Here is a 4,812-nt window from a genome sequence, read left to right on the forward strand (position 1 = left end):
GCCCACGACCTCAAATGAGGAGAACGGATGCTGCGCCCGGGGCCTGCGTCGGGTGCGGCGTCGCACCGATCACGGCGGCGACGTCGTGCAGCGCACGGACGCGCTCTCGGTTGGACGCGTGCCGCATGCCCACATCGGCTCGCCGACACGGTGCGCGAGGTCGCCGGGCGCGACGTCGCCGGCTCCCGGTAGGGTCGCGGCATGGGTGCGCTCGACGACGGCGAGATGGTGGAAGTGACGGATGCTGCGGCCTGGCGCGCGTGGCTCGACGCCAACCATCGCACCTCCAAGGGCGCGTGGCTCGTGCGGGCGCGACCGGGCTCGGACCTCGAGGTCATCGGGTACGAGGACGCGATCCTGCAAGCCCTCTGCTTCGGGTGGATCGATGGACCGGTGCGCTCGTTCGATGACGAGCGCGGCGGCCTGTGGTTCGCGCCGCGGCGCGCGACGAGCGGCTGGGCGGCGACGAACAAGGCGCGGCTCATCCAGCTCGAACAGGCCGGCCTGATCACCGAGGCGGGCTATCGGGCGGTCGAGGTCGCCAAGGCGAACGGCGCGTGGACGGTGCTCGACAACGCCGAGGCGCTGCGCGAGCCCGACGACCTCGCCGCCGCGCTCGACGCCGCGCCCGCTGCGCGCACCGCGTGGGACGCGTTCCCGCCGTCGAGCCGCAAGCTGGGCATCTCGCACGTCGACATGGCACGGCGCCCCGACACCCGCGCCGCGCGCGTCGCGAAGATCGTGGCGGATGCCGCGGAAGGCAGGCGCCCGTGATCTCCGAGACCGAGCAGACGCTGCTCCTGCTGACCGCAGCCCTCATCACGCTGGGCACGCTGACCGTCATCATCTGGCAGTGGTGGCGCGGGCGGGGCAAGCGCGACTGATCCCGACCCGCCCCGACGGCCGGCCCGGCCGCGACACCCGTCAGCCCTTGTGCTGCTCGCGGTAGGCCCGCGGACTCATGCCGTGCGTGCGGCGGAACTGCCGCGAGAAGTAGAACGGGTCGTCGAGCCCGACCCGGCGCCCGACCTCGGCGACCGGCAGATCGGTCGTGTCGAGCAGCGCCCGGGCACGCGCCATCTTCAGGGACTGGTGGTGCGCGTGCACACCGCCGCCGGTGGCCTGGCGGAACAGCGCGGCGAGGTGCGACGGCGACACCCCGACCATGGCGGCGAGCTCCGCGACCTGCACGCGCCCGTCGACACGCTCCTCGAGATAGCGCATCGCCCGCTCGACGGGCGCTCCCTCGCTCGGAAGAGCCCGATCGGCGACGAGCTGGGTGAACAGGCGCCACGCCAGTCCCGACGTCGCGATGAGACGCGCCGGCGTCGGCTGGAGAGCGAGCGACACCGAGATCTCGTCGAGCAGGGCGGTGACGCGCTCGACCTGGCGCAGTGACAGCGTCACCCGGCCGGGACGGGCACCGGCCGCCTCGGTGAGCTCGAGCACGTCGGTCCCGCGCACGTGGCACCACCAGATCGTCCAGGGATCGGTCGCATCCGCACCGTACGAGTGGGCCACACCGCCGGGGATGACGATCGCCGTCGAACTCCCCACGCGCGTGCGGACGCCCTCCGCTTCCACCCACCCCGACCCGGCGACGCACACGATCACGATCGTCTCCGCCGCCCCACCGGGGCGATGTCGCCCGTGGTGTCTCGCGCGCGGGAAGTACCCGGCATCCGTCACCAGCATGCGCCGTGTGACCGGCCGCTCGAGTGCGGCGTCGACGAGAGGACGAGGGACGACGCTCAGCCGCTCCCGCTCGAAACCCTCCGCGCGCTCCACTCCGGCATCCTGTCACGAATGACCGTTGGATCGTCCAGGTCACCGCCACGATCCGCCATGGTCGCATAGGCCCCCGCGCGCGTAGCTTTGCCGGGTGACCGACGCCGACACCCGGAGCCGCATCGAGCTCCCCGCAGCTCCCGCCGATCAGGCCGCGATCCTCGCGGCGGGCGGAGTCGCGTGCTGGAGCGAGCCCCTCTGGATCGACACGTACGAGCCGGGCGAGCCGGACCCCTACCCGCTCTTCCTCGATCGCCGCGTGTACCAGGGGTCCAGCGGCAAGGTGTATCCGCTGCCGATGATCGACAGCGTCGCGCACGAGAAGGCGCCGCGGCAGTGGCAGGCCATCCACCTGGAGAACGCCTACGTGCGCCTCGCGCTCCTGCCCGAGATCGGCGGCCGCATCCACATCGGCTACGACAAAGTGGCGGGCTACGACTTCTTCTACCGCAACAACGTCATCAAGCCCGCGCTCGTGGGGCTCGCCGGCCCGTGGATCTCGGGCGGCGTCGAGTTCAACTGGCCGCAGCACCATCGGCCCGCGACGTTCCTCCCGGTGGACACCCGCATCGAGCGGGAGGCAGACGGCGCCGTCGTCGTATGGCACAGCGACCTCGACCCGCTGCAGCGCATGCGCGGGGTGCACGGCGTGAGGCTGCGGCCGGGATCGTCGCTGATCGAGCTGGAGGCGGCACTGCACAACCGCACCGATGTCCCGCAGACGTTCCTGTGGTGGGCCAACGTCGCGGCGCGTGCGCACGAGAGGTATCAGTCGTTCTTCCCCGACGACGTCGCGTTCGTCGCCGACCACGCGCGCCGGGCGATCTCCGCGTTCCCGCGCGCCGACCGCCCCTACTACGGCGTCGACTACCCGGCACTCGCAGCGGAGCGTGCGGACGCCGACCGCATCGACGTCTACAGCAACATCCCGGTGCCGACGTCGTACATGATCACCGACACCGACGACGCGTTCTTCGGCGGCTACGACCACGCGGCCGATGCCGGTTTCGTGCACTGGGCAGACCGAGCGATCTCTCCCGGCAAGAAGCAGTGGACGTGGGGCGACGGCCCGATCGGGCGGGCATGGGATGACCAGCTCACCGACGACGACGGCCCGTACGTCGAGCTCATGGCCGGCGTCTACACCGACAATCAGCCCGACTTCAGCTGGATGCTCCCCGGCGAGACCAAGCGGTTCCGTCAGTACTGGTACCCGATCCACGCCACCGGAGCCGTGCGGCAGGCGACGATGGATGCCGCGATCGGCGTGCGCGCCGACGGCGACGACACGCTCATCACGGCGATCGCGACGCGGGCGCTCCCGGCGGCGGTGATCGAGGTGCGTCGAGGCGGTGCGACGGTCGCGCGTTGGACCGCCGACCTCGGCCCCGACGCCCCGTTCGCCGCCGTCGCGGACATCGCGGCGGATGCCGCGGGGCTCGAGGCGCTGGTGTTCCACGCGGGCGAGACCCTCGTCGTCTGGCGGGCGCGAGCCGGGAACGCGGGCGAGCCCTGGGTCGCGACCGCGCCGCCCCTGCCCGACGACATCGCGTCCAACGACGAGCTGTACGCGACGGCCGTGCACCTCCTGCAGTACCGCCATCCCACCCGCTCGCCGGTGCCGTACCTGCACGAGGCGCTGCGACGTGACCCGGGCGACTCCCGCGCGGCGACCGCGCTCGGATCGTGGCACCTCGCCCGCGGCGAATATCTCGCGGCGCGAGATCTGCTCGAGGCGGCCACCGCGCAGCTCACCCGGCGCAACCTCAACCCGCGCGACGGTGAAGCCGCCTACCTGCTCGGCCTCGTGCACGAACGGCTCGGCGACGACCACGCGGCCGATCGCTGCCTGGCGAAGGCCGCCTGGAACGCGGCGTTCGCGCCGGGGGCGATGCTCGCGCGGGCACGCATCGCCCTGCGCGCGGGATCGACGGCCGCCGCGCTCGACCTCGCCCGCTCGGCGGCGCCGATCCCCGAGGCGGGGCGGATCGAAGCCCTGGCACTCGCCCGCCGCGGTGAGGTCGCAGCATCCGTCGCCCACGTCGCCGGGCTGCTCGCGGCCGACCCCCTCGACCCGGCGACCCGTGCGCTCGCGGGCGAGCCGATCGATCGCGATGCCCGCACGGCACTCGAAGTCGGTGCCGAGTTCGCGCGGGCCGGCGCCGTCGACGAGGCACTCGCGGCCACCGCAGCCGCCGTCGAACGCACGCCCTCGGCGGGTCTCGCGGGTCCGCTCCGCCACTACCTGCGCGCGCACTGGCTCGAACGGTCCGGACGCGCCGGTGAGGCGGCCGGCGAGCGCGCCCTGGCGCGCGGCGCCTCGGCGGCGCTCTCCTTCCCGGCCGGCCTCGATCACTTCGACGCGCTCGTCGCCGCGGTCGCCGCCGACCCGGACGACGCCGTCGCCGCGGGGCTCCTCGGCATGTGGCTGCTCGACGCCGGCCGTCACGCCGACGCTCTCGCCCACCTGCGCTCCGCGGCCGAGGGCGGCTCGACCGACCCGGTGGTGTGGCGCAACCTCGCGATCGCAATCGTGGCGGTGAAGGACGACGAGGCCGCGGCCGACGCGGCGCTCGCCCACGCCCTGTCTCTGCGCCCGGACGCGCGGCTGCTTCTCGAGCGCGACGTGCTCGCGGTGCGGCGGGGGATGGATGCCGCAACCCGGCTCTCGCTGCTCGAGGCCCACGCCGTCCTGCTCGACGCCCGCGACGACCTGGCGGTGCGCCATGCGAACCTGCTGCTCGATGTCGGGCGCACCGACGAGGCGTGGCTGCTGCTCACGACCCGCCGCTTCCGGCCGTTCGAGGGCGGCGAGGGTCTCGTGATCGCAGCGTACGACCGCGCCGCGTGCCGACGCGCGGAGCGGATGCTCGAGACGGCGCCGGCCGATGCGGTCTCGCTGCTGGAGTCCGGCTTCGTCCCGCCGCGCACCCTCGGCGAGGGACGCCACCCGGCCGAGCGTCCGGTGCAGCGGTGGGTGCTGCTCGGCGCCGCGCGCGCGGCTGCCGGCGACGCGGCAGGTGC

3 protein-coding genes are annotated in these 4,812 nt (G+C 73.6%); 2 read left to right on the forward strand and 1 reads right to left on the reverse strand.

Annotated elements, in window-relative coordinates; translation table 11 throughout:
• Positions 1–201: 201 nt before the first annotated feature.
• Positions 202–774 (forward strand): YdeI/OmpD-associated family protein, encoded by a 573-nt coding sequence (locus AC3A46_RS07705; RefSeq protein ID WP_487664615.1) that lies wholly within the window; start codon positions 202–204, stop codon positions 772–774.
• Between the two features lie 150 nt (positions 775–924).
• On the opposite strand, the gene AC3A46_RS07710 is transcribed toward AC3A46_RS07705, so the two are convergent.
• Positions 925–1,788 (reverse strand): AraC family transcriptional regulator, encoded by an 864-nt coding sequence (locus AC3A46_RS07710; RefSeq protein ID WP_487664616.1) that lies wholly within the window; start codon positions 1,786–1,788, stop codon positions 925–927.
• A gap of 94 nt (positions 1,789–1,882) precedes the next feature.
• Here AC3A46_RS07710 and AC3A46_RS07715 point away from each other — a divergent pair.
• On the forward strand, positions 1,883–4,812 hold a 2,930-nt coding region (locus AC3A46_RS07715; RefSeq protein WP_487664617.1), incomplete at its 3' end, for a DUF5107 domain-containing protein.

It is taken from the genome of Microbacterium sp. Soil_C_42 (genome assembly GCF_057656735.1).